The following is a 15,758-nucleotide window of genomic DNA, read 5'->3' on the forward strand; positions in this document are numbered from 1 at the left end:
AGACAAAATGCAAGCTCATTATGGCTATAAGGACGGTTCCGGAGACTACTTCATCATTATTGACACCGACAAATGTAACGGATGTGGAAAATGTGTCAATGCATGTCCTAATGGCGTTTTTGAGTTAATCGAGAACGAATTTGACCTTGAAGGCGGATTAATGGTAGCAGTAACCGAAGAACAGCGCAAGAAAATTAAGTATAGCTGTGGACCTTGCAAGCCAGTAAGCGGAGAAAGAAGACTTCCATGCGTCTTAGCATGTGAGCCTAAGGCGATAACCCATTCTTGGTAGGGAAAGCCTATCCCAGAAGCTGTCAAGCTCTTCATCAACGACGTCGAGGTTAAGGCGGAACAAGGTGAAACCATTCTTGAGGCTGCCATAAGAATAGATGTTTACATCCCCGCCCTTTGTCATCATCCAGATTTGCCACCACCTAACGAAGCTAAATCCATAGAAGCTATATGTCGTGGCAACGAGAAAATTGTAAGTGAATTTTCTGATAGGCAATTTGAAGGTTGTAAACTGTGCCTAGTCAAAGTTAAGGGTCAAGAAGAACTCGTTCCTGCATGTTGTACACCTGTTTCCGATAGAATGAAAGTCTTCACTGACACAGAGCAAGTTCGCGAAGAGAGAAAAGTTCAGTTAATGCGCATCTTAGCTAGGCACCCACATGCATGTCTTATCTGTGCTCAAAAGGAAGGCTGTACAACAGAGCCTTGCTCAACAAACGTTCCAGTGGAGGAGCGTTGCTGCCCGCAATTTGGCAACTGTGAACTAGAAAGCATTGCGGAATACATTGGAATCAGAGAGGACACCTCCAGGTATATCCCGCAAAATCTTCCTGTGATAAAGAATGACCCCCTTTTCTCACGTGACTACAATCTCTGCATTGGATGCACCCGCTGTGTCAGGGCATGCCAAGAGCTTCGCGGTGTTGGCGCCTTAGGTTTCGTCTACAAAAATGGGGAGGTTTTCGTTGGAACGGTGGCGCCAACGCTTATGGATTCTGATTGCCGGTTCTGCGGGGCCTGTGTAGAGGTTTGCCCCACAGGAGCGTTAAGGGATAAAGAACTAAAGACCGCAAGACGTGAAGCCGATTTAGTTCCATGTAAATATGCTTGTCCAGCAAACGTTGATGTTCCAAGATATATCCAACTAATCTCCGAAGGCAGATTTGCTGAAGCTGCGGCTGTCATAAGAGAGAAGTTGCCTTTACCCAATGTTCTAGCCCACGCTTGCTCCCGTCCATGCGAGAACGTTTGTAGACGCCAAGAGGTCAACCAAGCTGTTTCAATTTGCAGCCTAAAACGTTTTGCAATGGAAAATGACACAGAAATATGGAAAGAAAAATTAGAGACTGCAAAGCCAACGGGAAAAAAAGTCGCCATAATAGGCGCTGGCCCAGCAGGACTGAGCGCAGCCTACTACTCGGTTAGACTGGGACATTCAGTTACCATCTTCGAAGCTATGCCTGAACCAGGCGGCATGATGTGCTACGGTGTTCAAGAATACCGTCTACCAAAAGAAATCATTGAAAAAGACATTCGAGAAATCGTCAATTTAGGTGTAGAAATAAAGACTGGTGTTGCTTTTGGAAAAGATTTAACACTCAAAGCTCTCAAAAAGGAAGGCTATGAAGCGGTTCTTGTGGCTGTAGGTTTGCAAGCAAGCAGAAAGCTGAAAGTTGAAGGCGCCAACTTAGCACGTATAATTGGTGGACTCGACTTTTTAAGGGATGTCAGACTTGGTAAAACCACAAGCCTAAAAGGAAGAGTCCTGGTGATCGGCGGCGGTAATGTGGCAATGGACGTTGCCTTAACAGCCTTGAGGCTTGGAGCTAGCGACGTACAAGCTGCTTGTCTAGAGAAAACCGAAGAAATGCCAGCCTTTCCATGGGAAGTTCAGCAAGCACTTGAAGAAGGAGTGAAAATTCACAATTCCTACGGGGTCAAGAGAATTTTAGGCAAGGACGGTAAAGTGGCTGCAGTTGAACTTATGTGTTGTCTCTCAGTTTTTGATGAGGAAGGAAAATTTAATCCATCCTTCGTTGAAGAAGAAACAATGCCAATCGAAACTGACATGCTTGTACTTGCAATAGGGCAAGCCCCAGATTTTTCATGGCAGCCAGCAAATCCATTGAAGATGTCAGAATCTGGGTTAGTTGAGGTGAACCAATCTACAATGGAAACCAGCATTCCAAGCGTGTTTACATGTGGGGATATTGCGATAGGTCCGACCTCAATAGTCGAGGCTTTGGCATCGGGTAGGCAGGGCGCCTTCGCCATTGACAAGTACCTTGGGGGAACAGGAGTAATTGATGATAGATTTGTGGAAGTTGAAAAACCAAATCCTTGGCTTGGGAAGGTGGAGAAGTTCGCTTACAAAAAGTCTGCTCAAATTCCTAACTTGCCTGTTAAAGAGCGGAGGAGAAACTTCTTTGAGGTCGAACTCGGATACAACGAGAAAATGGCTCGAGAGGAGGCAAGTCGATGTCTAAGATGCGATTTGAGATTAAGCATTCAGCAAGCCCCCCAGCCTCCAGAAAAATGGTTGCCATTAACGGAAGAAGGCTTAAAAGTTGTTCCAGAAGGAGAAGGTGTTTACCAACTCTTAAACGAGAAAAAAGAGATTATTTACATAAAGGGAACGATGAAACTAAGAAAAGAACTTCAGGAGCAATTAACCACTAGCCGTGAAGCAACGCATTTCCTTTACGAAGAAGCAAAGATGTTTACCGCGAGAGAAAGCGAGCTTCTTCAGCAATTCCTCAAGAGACATGGGAAGCTACCGAGGCAGAATGTAGATATTGACGATCTCTACTAACCGCAGAAGACTATAGGCAAACTGTTTCAGAACATCTTCACAAAAGCTTAGCTAATTCTCTGAAACCGATAGAAGACTCTTTCGTCCTCAAGTTCCACAATCTTCAGTTGAACCTTTTCGCTGATCTTCAAATCCTCATATTTCGCATTGTCAATTCGTGCCGATATCAGTAAACCACCTATCTTAACCATGCCAATGCAGAACGGCACATCCTGAACGAAGCCTAAGGGAGCCCCCGCCCTCATCTCTGTAAAAGCGTAAAGCTCGCCCTCAACACCCAAGTCTACCCACTCCAGCTCGTCCGACAGACAACCTGAACAGACAACTCTGGGAGGCCACAAAAGTTCGCCGCATTCTTTGCATTTCGTTGTTGTTAAACGGCCTTCTTTGAGATTCTTGAAAAACTGACTGATTCTTGTGTTTTTCTCGTCTTCCAGCGGATAGAAATCCAGAATGTACGGAAGTTTTATGTTCTCTGGTCTTTTTATCTTCTCAAACTCTACGTTTCCCATACTTTAGTCCCTCGAATAAACCATGAGACTGTGCACATTAGCTGCTCCACTCAAGTTATGGGCGACAGCTGTTTCTGCGCCTTTAACGTATCTTCCTTTGGGTACTTCTCCACGGAACTGTTGCAGTATGTCTATGGATTGGAGAATTGCCGTGGCGCCTAATGGGTGCCCGCAACCGAGTAGTCCTCCTCTTGGGTTCACAGCTATCTTTCCGCCTATGTAGGGTTCGCCGTTTTCGATGAATTTTCCGCCTTTACCTTTTTCACACCAGCCAAATGCTTCGTATTCCATTATTTCTGATATCGTGAAACAGTCGTGTAACTCGGCGATGTCAATTTCGTTTATCGTGATTTTTGCTGTTCTCAAAGCTTCTTTGAAAGCCATTTTAAGGGGAACCCACTCGGTGATGCTTGCTAAGTTATTTACTGCATTTCCTACGCTGGCTTGTCCTGATCCAATAATGTACATGGGAGTGTCTGTGTATTTTTTCGCGTCTTCAGCAGGAACCAAAACAATCCCTGCAGCCCCATCGGTTATTCCGCTGCAATCGAACAAGTTTAGTGGAGGAGAGATCATCGGTGACTGAAGCACTTTCTCAACTGTGAACTCTTTTTGAAACTGAGCTATAGGGTTCATTGTTGAATAATGATGATTCTTCACAGAAACGAGCGCCATCTGCTCCTTCGTAGTTCCAAACTCGTACATATGTCTCTGAGCTGTCATCGCAAAGAACGGTGGGGCCGACATTGCGTTGACACCATCCCACTCTCGATCCAACACACATGTCATATTCGTCTGAGCCTCAGCCATGTCTGGCATAAACATCTTCTCCACGCCAAGGGCAACCGCCACATCAGCCATGCCACTCGCAATGCAAGCCCATGCATACCGAATAGCTGCTTGCCCAGATGCACACATAAGCTCAGTGGTTGCAATAACTTTCCTCGGAGTCATACCTAGGTACTCAGCAACCATAGGGGCGACGTGAACTTGAAACGTAAATCTTTCGGGTTGAGCGGCTCCAACAAGGAGTGCTTCAACATCTTTTGGAGAGATATTGTCAATGTTGTCGAACATCGCCTTTCCCGCTTCTTGTACCAGTTCTCTCCATGTAGCTTCGCGTTTGCCACATTTTGTGGTTCCTCCGCCTACGATGGCAACTTTCTTCACCAGAACACCTCAGTTATTTAAGGGGAAGAGAATCAAGTGTCATTATTTAAGGATAGAGTTTACTTTCCTTTATATCGGGGTTTTCTCTTCTCGAGGAACGCACTTACTCCTTCCTTGAAGTCTTCTGTGGAGGCGAGAACGCCGAATGCTTCTGCTTCGTTTGTTAATCCTATCTTCAAGTCGGTTTCTGTACTGTTGTTAATCAACTGTTTGGCTAACTCGATGGCTATTGGTGGCTTGTTCATGAGTTCGGAGGCAAGTTCTTTGACAGTCGATTTCAACTGTTCAAGGGGCACAACTTTGTTCACTAGGCCGAGTTGTTCAGCAGTCTTTGCGTCAATTCTTTTTCCTGTAAATATCATTTCTTTCGCTTTTCCCTTTCCTACAAGTCGTGGAAGACGTTGTGTACCGCCCCATCCTGGAATTAAGCCAACGTTTACTTCCGGTTGCCCCAATTTCGCGTTTTCTGAGGCAATCCGGAGGTCACATGCCATGGCTAATTCTAAGCCGCCTCCAAGAGCGTAACCGTTTATGGCGGCAATGACAGGCTTTTCAAGTTCTTCTATTTCCAAGGTTAGTTTTTGTCCGACCTGTGAAAGGTGCATTCCCTTATACGCGCCTGCGCCTTTCATCACGTTTAAGTCGGCGCCTGCGCAGAATGCTCGGTCTCCCGCTCCCGTGATGACCACCACTTTTGTGTTTTTGTCTTGTCTCGCGTCGGCTATCCTTGACGAAATCTCTAGAAGCGTTTCCTCGTTTAGAGCGTTGAGTGCCTGTGGTCTATTGATAGTAATAGTGGCTATTCCTTCACTCTTCTCGTAGAGTGTGTTTTTGAATTCCATCAAATGCCTCTCCTATGTTTCTACTTCTTTCTCCAATCGTAAAAGCCCTTTCCACTTTTCCTTCCCAACAAGTTCGCTCTTGTCATCTGCCGCAACAAGGGACAGGGGCTATACTTCGGACCTAGTTCTTTCTGCAAGACTTCCGCAATAGCTAATGTCGTGTCAATGCCAAGATAGTCAACTAAGGTCAACGGACCCATCGGCCAGTTCAATCCAAGCTTTATCGCTTTGTCTATGTCTTCTGGTTCTGCAACTCCTTCCCATACAAGATTGAAAGCTTCATTCAAGGCAGGAACGAGAATTCTGTTCACAATGAAACCAGCGGAATCTTTCTTGACAACAACTGTTTCTTTCCCCATTTTTTGGGAAACAGCAACTATCGTGTCAATAGTTTCGTCTGACGTTTTTGCCCCGCGGATAATCTCCACCAGCTTCATTAGTTGTGGCGGGTTGAAGAAGTGCATGCCGCAGAACTTTTCAGGTCTTTGAGTGCTTGAGGCGAGTTCAGTTATGCTGATAGAAGAGGTGTTGGAAGCCATTATGGCGTCTCCTTTTGCATATTTGTCGGCTTCTGCGAGGACAGCTTTTTTGATTTGGAGCTTTTCTGGGACGGCTTCGATTATGAGATTGGCGTCTTCTACAGCCTCCTTCATATCGAGCGTTGTATGGATTCTCCTCAATGTATCGCTCATGTCTTGTTCGGATATCACTTGTTTTTGTGTGAATTTCTGCAAGCTGTTTCTTATCATTCCCATGCCTTTGTCCAGAAACTCTTGCTTCACGTCTCTAATCGTAACCTCATATTTTGCCATCTGCGCCGACACCTGAGCAATTCCATGCCCCATCAATCCAGCACCTAAAACTGACACCTTTTTAATTTCCATTGTCCATCACTCTCTACAATTTTAAAGAAGTCTATTTCTACATTCGCCGTATTTAAGTTCAATGTTCTTTATGAGATGAGACTTGTTCAGTAGTAGAAGACTACATGCAAATGCGCAAAATAATCTTAGAGATGAAAATGTTTAAAGCAGTAACCAACGACCTTAACAATTCACTTGACGCAACAAATGGTGCAAAGAATGCGCATTACAAAAGTTGACGAACACATTAATTTGATAGACCTTGAACCTGCTGGAATTAAGAATTTCATAGCCAGCTACGTTTTGACGGGAAAGAATACAGCAATAGTTGAAGCGGGTCCTGTATCAACAGTGCAGAACTTGCTATTCAGCCTAAAGAAACTAAATGTTAAACCTGAGGAAGTCGCCTACGTTGCGGTTTCACACATTCATCTGGACCATGGCGGAGCCGTTGGAACCCTGGTGAAGCATTTGCCGAAAGCTAAGCTTATTGTCCATAAAAGAGGGACCCCCCACGCAGCAAATCCGGAAAATCTTTGGACTCAATCAAGAAAAGCCCTTGGAAGACTAGCCCAAATGTATGGTAAACCTGAACCCGTTCCGAAAGAAAGGATTATTGCGGCAACTGATGGTATGACCTTTGATATGGGAAACAATGTTAAGCTAAAGGTTATCGAAACTCTTGGACATGCTTCGCATCACTTGGCTTATTATGAAACACTAAGTCAAGGGATTTTCCCAGGAGACGCTGCTGGTATTTACCTAAATAAATTTGACGTGGTTGTGCCAACAACACCTTCGCCCTACCGTTTAGACATAGCTTTAGCATCCTTGAAAAAGCTAGTTAACTTGAAATCTAGGTTCTTGTATTATAGCCACTTTGGAAAAGCATACAATTCTACCGAAAAACTTCGAGCCTACGTAAAACAGCTTAAACTTTGGGAAGAAATTGCAAAGCAAAGTATAGAAAAAGGTGAAAACCTTGAGGCGATAAGTAAAAGACTAATAGAAAGCGATACAGCTCTTCAGAAAGCTAGGGAACACATCAAAAACCATCCAATTTTAAGCAAAACTGTGTTAGCTCAAAGCGTGGAAGGCGTTATGAAATATGTAGAAAAAATGCATGTGCAAACGTCTTAACCATAAAATGTTAGGAAGTGGCCTCAAATTAAAAATGGAATCCTCGTCTCAATAGGTTAGAAATAAATCTTACTTCAAGTACTCTATTTTGTGGTCTCAGTATGGAAGGGAAAAAGCCAACAATTGGAATTATCGGTTTAGGTCCTGCGGGCTCTATTCTAGCTGCTCACCTAGCTAAAGCCGGAGAAGACATTATTGTTGAAGACATTGTGCAAAAGCTTCTACTCACAATAAAACAGGAAGGGTTGCATATATCTGGAATCAAAGAACTAACCGCTAAAATAGATAAAACTACTAGTTCAATGTCTGAATTTTCCAAGTTAAACCCAGACATAATTTTTATAGCAACAAAAGCTTGCATTTTGAAAGTAATTCTCCCAGAAATTAAACAAATATACAAACCTGAAATGAAGATAGTTAGTTTCGAAAACGGACTCGACAATGAACAATTCATCACTAAAAGTCTAGGAATCGATACCGCATATCGGGTGGTCATCAATTATGCTGGAAATACGATAGGTCTCGGAAATGTTAAGATGAACTGGTTCCAACCGCCAAATTATGTCGGTGCTTTCTGCAAGGGAGAATACACCACTGATGAGACAACCAAATACATTTCCAACATGATGACATGCTCTGGACTGACAACACATGAAGCACCTGACATCAAAAAAAACGTGTGGGAAAAAACCATCTTGAACTCTGCTCTTTGCTCAATCTGCGCCGTAACTGGACAAACCATGAAAGAAGCAATAGAATTCGAACATACTCGCGATCTTGCAGTAAAAATACTCGAAGAAGGACTAGAAGTGGCAAAAACAGATGGATACGACTTCGGCAAGGGTTCCCTAAGTCGGTTTACATCATATCTCGAAAAGGGTGGAGCTCATAAGCCGTCCATGCTTATAGACGTTGAGAACAAAAACCTAACTGAAGTTGATTTCATGAGCGGAGCAATAGCTCACTATGGAGAAAAATATGGAATTCCAACACCTGTCAATTCCACATTCACAAGCTTGCTGAAAACCATAGAAAATCAATATTGAAATGGTTAGAAGTATGTTCAATGAAGTTTAGACAGCATCAAACCCAAATCCTTAAAATAAAAGGATAATGTCCATTCCTGTTCGAACCGTTTGAGAACAATACTGCCGAAGGAGTATCACTAATGAATGTTCTAAGTCCCTTCAGAAATTTGGTTTTGACAAGACATGATATAGCGAAAAGTTGGAAAACCAAAGGCAAACATGTAATTGGCTGGAGTTGTACCTATACTCCAGAAGAGCTCATCTACGCGGCAAATGCGCTACCTGTCATGGTTTTTGGAGATCTTGAAAGCACAAAACTCGCTGATATCTACCTGCCAATTAACACATGCTCTTTTGCACGTAGCTGTTTCAACTCATCTCTAAAAGGAGACAACGACTATCTAGACGGATTTGTTGCATCAAGCAGCTGCGATAACCGAAACAAAATTTTTGACATGTGGAGATACCATATTAAAATTCCATATATACACTTTATAAACACCCCGCACACGAGAACCGAAAGGGCGCACAACTTCTTTTATGAAGAAATTTTGAGGTTTAAGACATCATTGGAAAAGGCTTTTGGAAAAACAATTTCTGATGGTGCGCTAAAGAATGCAATCCAAGTTTACAACGAGAACAGGCTTTTTTTGAAGAAAGTTTATGATTTGAGGATGAATGATCCTCCGCTGATCTCTGGGGTTGAAGCATTAGAAATTGTCCTTTCCAGCATGGTGACGTCAAAAGAGGAACATAACAAGTTGCTGAACCATCTGCTAACTGAAGTTTCCAATCGTGCTGAGATGCCTAAAGGCGGCGTAAGACTGCTTGTTTCTGGAAGCGTTATGGATAACTCAGAGCTGCTTAAGATTGTTGAGGCTGTGGGCGGCAGCGTTGTTGCCGATGATTGGTGTACGGGTTCAAGGTATTTTTGGGATCTCGTTGATTCTGACGGTGATCCGTTGCACACCATTGCTGAAAGGTATCTAAACAAGATTCCGTCGTCTTTCATGGTTGAGGGTGAAGAAAGATTTGGGCACACAACTGAGATGGCGAAACGGTTTGATGTTGAGGCAGCGATAATTTTTGTTCTGAAGTTTTGTGACACTCATCTATTTGATGCTCCCCAACTTATGGAAGAGCTGAAGGCTCTGGGTCTGCCAGTTTTGTATTTAGAGTGGGAGCATTCTCTAAGTGGCTTAGCCCAGCTGAAGACGAGAATCGAAGCCTTCATAGAAATGGTGGGTGGAATAGAGTAAGCATGACAGAAGCTAAGCCAGAAAGAAGGTTGCAAACAACCAGAGGTTTTTACAGAAACTATGTGAAGAAATTCTACGAAGATGCCCACAAAGCTAAGGCCGAGGGAAAACCAGTTGCATGGGTTGCCTCAACTTTTCCAGTTGAAATGCTGCTTGCCATGGATGTTTTTCCAGTTTGGCCCGAAAACTACGCTTCTCTCTGTGCAGCTAGACAAGTTTCAGTAAAATTCTGCGAAATTGCCGAGGGCAAGGGGTTTTCTAAAGACCTCTGCTCTTATGCAAGAGTTGTGATTGGGTCTCTGTTTAAAAAAACAGATAATTTGCCTGAAGGAGGTATGCCTAAGCCTGATTTTCTCGTTGCGTCAACAGGTGCCTGTGACACACATTTTAAATGGTTTCAGTTTGTTAGTCGACAATATAAAGTTCCGTTATTTCTTTTAGATGTACCATACAACATAAGTGGAGCAGATTCGGAGCATCTTGAAAAGACACACGTAAAATTCTATATTTCACAGCTAGAAGAGCTTATTGACTTTCTAGAGAAGCAAACTGGCACAAAACTGGATAAAGACAAATTGAAGGAAAAAATAGCACTTTCAGACCGCACAAGTCAACTTTGGGAAGAAATTCAGAATTATCGAAAAACAATTCCTACTCCGATGGGTGCTCGCAATGCGTTCTCTGCAGTTTTCTTCATGCTTAGCATTCCAAGTACCCAGATGGCAGTTGACTTCTATGAGAAGTTGCGCGACGAAGTTAAGAAACGAGCAGAAAACAAATTTGGCATAATAGAAAATGAAAAATACAGACTATTATGGGACAACTTGCCACTTTGGTTTAACCTCAAATTCTTTGAATACCTCAACAGCTTAGGCGCAGTTGTTGTCGCTGAAACATTCTCTCATGTTTGGATGGGAAGGCTAGACTCTTCCAAACCTTTGGAAAGCTTAGCTAAGAAGTATCTGCCAAACTTCGCGAACTGCAGCATAGACAGAAAAATTGACTTGATACAAAATCTCGTGAAAGAGTTCAAGGCTGATGGCGTAATTTTGCCAACCAACTGGGGCTGCAGAATGATGTCTATAGGCGAAACAATAGTGAAGGATACAATCTACGAGAAACTTGTGGTCCCAAGCCTCATACTTGATGTAGATTCTTCAGATTGGAGAAACTACAATGAGGCTCATGTCAAGAGAAACGTTGAGGTTTTCCTTCAAGTGTTGAGTGGGAAGAAATAAAGAGGATAAAGCATACGGCTTCAAAGTTTATTGGCATATCTTTCTCGAAGTTTTCTGTGCAGTATCTTTCCAGTTGTAGTCCTTGGCATCTCGGACGGTAAGATAAAATCTACTGACTTGGGCTTCTTATATCCAGCCATCCTTCCACGACACCATTCAATAATCTCCTCTTCGGTGGCTATCTGCCCCTCTTTCAAAATCACAACTGCCTTAACAGCCTCACCCCACTTATCATCAGGCACACCAACAACAGCAACATCGAAAACCTTGGAATGCTTAGAAATAACTTCCTCAATCTCTGAGGGATAAACATGTTCTCCGCCTGTTATTATCATGTTGTCCTTCCTATCGACGATGTAGTAGTAGCCCTCCTCGTCACGCTTAACCATGTCCCTTGCAGTGAAAAAATCCCCTCGGAATGATTCCTTCGTCTTCTCAGGCATCTTGTAATATTCATTAAACATCATCGGGCCTCGAGAATATAACTCTCCAACTTCGCCAACAGGCACCTCATTCCCGTTCTCATCTAGAAGCCTAATTACATCGGTTCCGAGACCCTCTCGCCCCATTGAACTCAGCTTCCTCAGCTGATCCTCAGGTCTGAGAATTGTGACGAGCCCAGCCTCCGTAGAGCCATAAGCCTCATACAACCTGACGTTGGGAAAACATTCTAGAATCCCCTTCTTTATCTTGCTCCGGACAGGCGCTGAAGAACACAAGAAGCTACGCATAGAGCTCAAATCAAACTTCTTCCTCACATCCTCAGGAACATTCAATATTAAATGATAATGGGTTGGTATCAGCGAGATGAAGGTCACCTTCTCCTCATCTACCACACGCAGAAAATCAACAGGATCAAAACCCTTGTCCCGACCGACATAAAGGGATGCACCTATATATAGGAATAGTAGACCATAGAAAGTTGAGTTTACATGATACAAGGGCATGACTATCATACCCTTATCATCTTGTGAAAACCCGAACTCAACCGCGTTAATTAGAAAAAACGATATGTATGATTCGTGAGAGCGAACAACACCTTTCGGTATTCCGGTAGTTCCTGAGGTGTATATCTGAAACCATGTGTTTTTGCTGTCGACCTTTACATATGGCTTGTTATCAAGAGAGCCTTCAATAAATTTTTCATAGTTAATGTAGCCCTCGGGAGCAGTCTTACCAACCACTATGAAACTCTCTTCACTAATGTTTTGAAGGTTGGAGCGAACCGAGCTTACACAATCAAAAAATTCTTCATCCAACATCATCGCTCTAGCGTCAGAATTATTGACCACATACTCAACTTCTTGACCAACGAAACGCCAATTAACCGTGACAACAACCACACCAATCTTCGCACAAGCACAACAGACCTCCACAAACTCAACACTGTTATAGAGCATAACAGCAAGCCTGTCACCCTTACGCAAACCCGTACTCAACAAGCTGTTCGCGAGTCTGTTTGTTCTCAAATCAAGCTCAGAGTAAGTCTTAGTCTTTTCACGCCAGTCCTTAACTGCGATCTTCTTAGGAAATTTCTTCGCGTGAATCCTCAAGATTTCACCCAGATTCAGCCACATAATGCTTCCTCTCTCTTATTCGCATAGAATAGCCTTAGGCAATAATAAAAATTTCCTAGTTATTGAAGAGTCCTTGCGAAGCGTGTGCCGACTATGCCCACATGTGATTGAATGAGAGGGACTAGAAGACCTATATAAGATTGTGTTACAATAACAGATAAAAAAAATGCTAAAACGTCAAAATGAGGTGTAGAAATGAATTTCGAATTAACCCAAGAGCAGAAGGCCATCAAAACCTCAGCCCAAGAATTTGCAGAAGGCGAATTCCAACCAGAAATAGCAAGAGAATTTGACCAAAAACACGAATTTCCTCAAGAAATATATAAAAAAGCGGCAAAACTAGGTTTCATTGGCTGCTATTTCGACGAGAAGTATGGAGGTCAAGGATTAAGTCTTCTCGAATATGTGCTAATCGAAGAGGAATTCTGCAGAGTAGACTCAACGCTAGGATCAGCCATGTTCTCTGCCCTCTTTGGTAGCGACCTCATTATGGAATACGGTACAGAGGAACAAAAAATGGGATACCTACCAAAAACAGCACAAGGTGAATGGGTATCCTCAGGAGCCTTCACCGAACCAGCCCATGGTAGCGACATCACAACTCTTGACACAGTCGCAGTGCAAAATGGAGATGAATACATAATAAACGGTGGAAAGACAATGATAACAAATGCCACCATTGCCGACTACGCTGTTGTTCTTTGTCAGACAAATCCCGAAGCGAGACACCGAGGCCAAAGTTTATTCATCGTAAAAAACGGGACACCAGGATTTGATAGCAACGAACTCCATGGGAAAATGGGGATTAGAGCATCGACATTAGGAGAATACGTATTTGATAATGTACACGTGCCTAAGGAAGCACTTCTTGGCGAGGAGAATAAGGGTTTCTATCACTTCATGGAATTCATAGATGTCGGTCGAATAAACGTTGCTGCACAATCTGTGGGTATGGCTCAAGGAGCCTTTGAGCGCGCGTTGAAGTACGCAAAAGAAAGGGAGCAATTTGGACGACGCATTGCTGATTTCCAGGTAATTCAGCATAAACTGGTTGACATGGCTCTTAACATAGAATCTGCAAGACTTTTAGTTTACAAGGCAGCGTGGCACGTAGACAAAGGAAAAATCATTCCTAAATGGGCTTGCATGGCGAAGACAATAGCAACAACAAATGCCATAATGGTGATAAGTGAGGCAATGCAGATCTTCGGTGGGTACGGCTACCTTGCAGACTATGATATTGAACGTTACTATCGTGACATTCGAATCTCTACAATATATGAAGGAACCACTGAGATGCAGAAAAACGTGATTGCCAGAGTTCTTCTACATGAGTAAACACATGTGCTTGATCCTGTAATAAAGGGAAAAACAATGGCTGTATTCAAGACAACTTATCGTGTTACTTGGTCAGACACTGATGCCGCCCAAGTTGTCCATCACTCAAACTATTTTCGACTCTTTGAGAGAACAGAGGAAGAGTTTTACGAACATCTAGGCTTAAGCTTTAATTATATCATAGAATGTGGATATTGGCTTCCGAGAATTGAAGCCTTCTGCCAATATAAAACACCTTCCAGATTCGGTGATGTACTGGAGATTTCGTTATCGGTGGAGGAAATCAAGGAAAAAACGATAAAGTATAGATTTGTTGTTAAGAAGAAAGATACTGATGTTTTGGTGGCAGAGGGCTACGTGGTGGTGGCGACTGCAGATAAAAAAATTCGAAAAGCAATTAATATCCCTTCAGAGATCGTTGAAAAACTGAAAGCCTTCCAAAACAGTTAAAGTACTCCAATACTCCAAGAACCGAAAACAGTTCGGTGCTCCAATAATTAAGTTTCAAGCAATATCCTTTAGACTAACGGATATGGCAACGACGATCGAAGAAGCAAGACTGCTGACTTACGAGGCTGCTTGGCTTTATAACCAAGGAAAGGTTAGTCCTATGGCTATGTCTATGGCTAAGGCTTATGCCAGCAGAGTTGCAATGGAAGTTACAGACGAGGCTATGCAAGTCTATGGTGGATACGGTTATCTCGCAGACTATCACTTAGAACGTTTCCATCGCTGCGCGAAAATAATGGAGATTTACGAAGGAACCACGGAAATGCAGAAACTAACTATACTGAACTACCTAATGAAATCAATGTAGTTCACTTTTTTCTCTTCGTTAGCTGTACGCTTGATGAAATGACACATTTTTTCGAAGATAGGGAGCAATTCCGCGTTTTTTCTCTTCTACCGGAAATGTTTCCATTGCTATCAGATCATCAACTTTCTTCAAGTATTTTTCTTGCTCATGTTGCCAAGACTTATTTTTGAAAAATTTGTGAGGTATCGAGTAGCGTTGGGTCATTTTCATGTCTTGAAGTACATATTCATATCTATGCAAGAAACCCATCCTAACTAATTCCCCTAAGCTATCTAAAAACCTTCTGAGTTCTGCTAAAGGCAGATAAATATAAGCGAATAGTGACGGTTCTCCGAAAACCTTGCCCATAGAAAGAGCAAAAGGCTTGTCTAACAATGAACGCGCAAATTTTGACATTTTTTCCAAGTTGTCAAACCTGAACATGAAAAAGAAACCGTTGGATATCGATTTGTCAAAGGGGTAATAGATGACTTGGAAATCCTCAAGTAAACATCGACCAATGATATGCTTGTCGAAGTGGTATTTGATTAAAGGTACACTGGTCTTCAATTTGGAAGCCATCTCTTTGAGAGATATTGTGGCGTCTGCTTCAAGTTCCTTTAAAATGAAAATGTCGGTCTTATCAGCCTTCATTGGGTACTCTGGGGGATCCTTTAATGTGAAGGGCAATTCAGTTCCTTCGGTTAGGACCTCTTCAATCCATCCTTTCCAGTAAAACTTCCAACTTTTTGAATCGTTGTCGTACCAATCACATTTTAGATTAACGGTTTGAAAGCAGGTTGACCAGTGATATCGGATATTTGTAGCAACTCGTTTGTCTTCTAATTTTCCTAGAAACTGCTCAAAATCAGCGCAATGCGCTGTTGGAACGGCAAAAATCGCAACGCATCCTTCATATGCACCAAAGCATCGAGAGATATAGATTAGATAATCATGAGCATCCAAGCAGTGATAAAGAAGATTTTCATAGCCTTGAAAGGCTTCTGCAAAGACAATTACCTTTTTGAGGCCAATATTTGTGTGGTAAACGTTGGCTCGTAAAAAAATTTGGGGGAGCATCTGTTTTAGTCTTCTACGCAGAGTTGCTTCAGGTAAGCCGAGTTGTTTCGCGACTGCTGTTATATTTCGCGGTCCGTAGGTTCCTAAGCCT

Annotated in this window: 15 protein-coding genes and 1 pseudogene; 9 read left to right on the forward strand and 7 right to left on the reverse strand. The window is 42.8% G+C overall.

Features of this window, described 5'->3' with window-relative positions:
- Positions 1-7: 7 nt before the first annotated feature.
- Complete coding sequence (locus NWE91_06735) at positions 8-292, forward strand: 4Fe-4S binding protein (GenBank protein MCW3986086.1); 285 nt, start codon at positions 8-10, stop codon at positions 290-292.
- Here the strand turns inward: NWE91_06735 and NWE91_06740 are convergent.
- Entirely contained in the window at positions 254-418 is a 165-nt protein-coding gene (locus NWE91_06740) for a hypothetical protein (GenBank protein ID MCW3986087.1), read from the reverse strand. The two genes, NWE91_06735 and NWE91_06740, sit on opposite strands and share 39 nt — an antisense overlap.
- Between NWE91_06740 and NWE91_06745 the strand changes: the two genes are divergently transcribed.
- Positions 365-2,824, forward strand: coding sequence for an FAD-dependent oxidoreductase (locus NWE91_06745; GenBank protein ID MCW3986088.1), 2,460 nt, complete (start codon positions 365-367; stop codon positions 2,822-2,824). The two genes, NWE91_06740 and NWE91_06745, sit on opposite strands and share 54 nt — an antisense overlap.
- Positions 2,825-2,871: 47 nt before the next feature.
- On the opposite strand, the gene NWE91_06750 is transcribed toward NWE91_06745, so the two are convergent.
- From NWE91_06750 to NWE91_06765, 4 genes are read right to left on the reverse strand one after another with little or no spacing between them, the layout of a single operon-like run.
- A complete protein-coding gene (locus tag NWE91_06750; GenBank protein MCW3986089.1) occupies positions 2,872-3,336 on the reverse strand; it encodes a zinc ribbon domain-containing protein in 465 nt (154 codons plus the stop codon).
- A gap of 3 nt (positions 3,337-3,339) precedes the next feature.
- A complete protein-coding gene (locus NWE91_06755; GenBank protein MCW3986090.1) occupies positions 3,340-4,509 on the reverse strand; it encodes a 3-ketoacyl-CoA thiolase in 1,170 nt (389 codons plus the stop codon).
- Between the two features lie 56 nt (positions 4,510-4,565).
- Positions 4,566-5,348 (reverse strand): enoyl-CoA hydratase-related protein, encoded by a 783-nt coding sequence (locus tag NWE91_06760; GenBank protein MCW3986091.1) that lies wholly within the window; start codon positions 5,346-5,348, stop codon positions 4,566-4,568.
- A 20-nt stretch (positions 5,349-5,368) separates the two neighbouring features.
- Entirely contained in the window at positions 5,369-6,232 is an 864-nt protein-coding gene (locus NWE91_06765; GenBank protein ID MCW3986092.1) for a 3-hydroxyacyl-CoA dehydrogenase family protein, read from the reverse strand.
- A 198-nt stretch (positions 6,233-6,430) separates the two neighbouring features.
- Between NWE91_06765 and NWE91_06770 the strand changes: the two genes are divergently transcribed.
- The 4 genes from NWE91_06770 (at position 6,431) to NWE91_06785 (ending at position 10,876) form a co-directional block, all read left to right on the forward strand.
- The gene (locus tag NWE91_06770; GenBank protein MCW3986093.1) at positions 6,431-7,351 is read left to right on the forward strand and encodes an MBL fold metallo-hydrolase; all 921 of its coding nucleotides are present in this window, start codon (positions 6,431-6,433) and stop codon (positions 7,349-7,351) included.
- Between the two features lie 101 nt (positions 7,352-7,452).
- On the forward strand, positions 7,453-8,397 hold the full coding sequence (locus NWE91_06775) for a 2-dehydropantoate 2-reductase (GenBank protein MCW3986094.1): 945 nt from the start codon (positions 7,453-7,455) through the stop codon (positions 8,395-8,397).
- Between the two features lie 122 nt (positions 8,398-8,519).
- On the forward strand, positions 8,520-9,638 hold the full coding sequence (locus NWE91_06780; GenBank protein ID MCW3986095.1) for a 2-hydroxyacyl-CoA dehydratase family protein: 1,119 nt from the start codon (positions 8,520-8,522) through the stop codon (positions 9,636-9,638).
- A 2-nt stretch (positions 9,639-9,640) separates the two neighbouring features.
- Positions 9,641-10,876 (forward strand): 2-hydroxyacyl-CoA dehydratase family protein, encoded by a 1,236-nt coding sequence (locus NWE91_06785; protein MCW3986096.1) that lies wholly within the window; start codon positions 9,641-9,643, stop codon positions 10,874-10,876.
- Between the two features lie 20 nt (positions 10,877-10,896).
- Here the strand turns inward: NWE91_06785 and NWE91_06790 are convergent, their stop codons facing one another.
- Positions 10,897-12,453 (reverse strand): AMP-binding protein, encoded by a 1,557-nt coding sequence (locus NWE91_06790; GenBank protein ID MCW3986097.1) that lies wholly within the window; start codon positions 12,451-12,453, stop codon positions 10,897-10,899.
- Positions 12,454-12,648: 195 nt separating this feature from the next.
- Between NWE91_06790 and NWE91_06795 the strand changes: the two genes are divergently transcribed.
- The 3 genes and pseudogenes from NWE91_06795 (at position 12,649) to NWE91_06805 (ending at position 14,608) form a co-directional block, all read left to right on the forward strand.
- Complete coding sequence (locus NWE91_06795; GenBank protein MCW3986098.1) at positions 12,649-13,791, forward strand: acyl-CoA dehydrogenase family protein; 1,143 nt, start codon at positions 12,649-12,651, stop codon at positions 13,789-13,791.
- 6 nt (positions 13,792-13,797) lie between these two features.
- A complete protein-coding gene (locus NWE91_06800) occupies positions 13,798-14,241 on the forward strand; it encodes an acyl-CoA thioesterase (protein ID MCW3986099.1) in 444 nt (147 codons plus the stop codon).
- Between the two features lie 13 nt (positions 14,242-14,254).
- Positions 14,255-14,608, forward strand: a pseudogene (locus NWE91_06805) (acyl-CoA dehydrogenase family protein).
- Between the two features lie 18 nt (positions 14,609-14,626).
- Here NWE91_06805 and NWE91_06810 read toward each other — a convergent pair.
- Positions 14,627-15,758, reverse strand: a 1,132-nt coding sequence (locus tag NWE91_06810; protein MCW3986100.1) for a hypothetical protein, incomplete at its 5' end; no start/stop codon positions are given.

This window comes from Candidatus Bathyarchaeota archaeon, from assembly GCA_026014805.1.
Taxonomy (GTDB): domain Archaea; phylum Thermoproteota; class Bathyarchaeia; order Bathyarchaeales; family SOJC01; genus JAGLZW01.